We start from the raw sequence: 974 nt of genomic DNA, 5'->3' as shown, positions 1-974 counted from the left end.
GCCCGGACAGCCCGAACCCTACGCCCCCGGCAGCTGGGGCCCCGCCTCCGCCGACGAGCTGCTGGCCCGTGACGGACGAACCTGGAGAAGGCCATGATCGTAGACCTGCCCGACACCACCACCTCGAAGATCTCCAAGAAGATCATGGCCCTGCGCGAGGCGGGCGGCGTGATCGCCCTGGGCCGGGTCCTGACCCTCGTGGTCGTCACCAAATCCGGACTGGAAGAGGAGGCCATCGACGCCGCCAACGAGGCCAGCCGGGAACACCCCTGCCGGATCATCGTGCTCGCCGACGCCGGCGCCGACGCACCCACCCGCCTGGACGCCCAGATCCGGGTGGGCGGGGACGCCGGCGCCTCCGAGGTGATCCTGCTCCGCGGCTACGGTGAACTCGCCCAGGAAAGCGAATCCCTCGTCGCGGCCCTGCTGCTGCCCGACGCCCCGATCGTGGCGTGGTGGCCGCACGGCGCCCCGAACAACGCCTGCCAGACCTCCATCGGGAAAATTGCGCACCGCCGGATCACGGACTCGGCCAACGAGGCCGACCCCCAGGCGGCCCTGGACAGAATCCGGAACACCTACAAGGCCGGCGACACCGACCTCGCCTGGACCCGGCTGACCAACTGGCGGATCCAGCTCGCCGCGGTCCTGGACCAGGCCGACGGCTCACCCGTCACCGCCGTCGCCGTCGAAGGCGCCTCCGATTCCCCCAGCACCATCCTGCTCGCGGCCTGGCTCACCCTGGCCCTGGACGCCCCCGTCACTATCGTCGCGGACCCCGCCGGCACCGGGATCCGGCGTGTGCGGCTGACCCGGACCTCCGGCGACATCCAGCTGTACCGGCCCGGCCCCACCATCGCCGAACTCACCCAACCCGGCCAGCCCGCCCAACGCATCTCCCTGCCGCGCCGCACCCTCAAAGACTGCCTCGCCGAAGAACTCCGCCGCCTCGACCCCGACGAAGTCTTCGGCGA

At 71.6% G+C, this 974-nt stretch carries 1 protein-coding gene; it reads left to right on the top strand.

All coding sequences use genetic code 11. From position 1 onward, the window contains the following. Positions 1 to 93: 93 nt before the first annotated feature. Positions 94 to 974: glucose-6-phosphate dehydrogenase assembly protein OpcA (locus J9611_RS21435; protein ID WP_211883285.1), on the top strand; the 881-nt coding region annotated here is incomplete at its 3' end.

The sequence above is a fragment of the Pseudarthrobacter albicanus genome, assembly GCF_018224015.1.
Lineage (GTDB): Bacteria > Actinomycetota > Actinomycetes > Actinomycetales > Micrococcaceae > Arthrobacter > Arthrobacter albicanus.
Note: the sequence above shows the minus strand (reverse complement) of the source record. Positions and strands in the feature narration are given on the sequence as shown.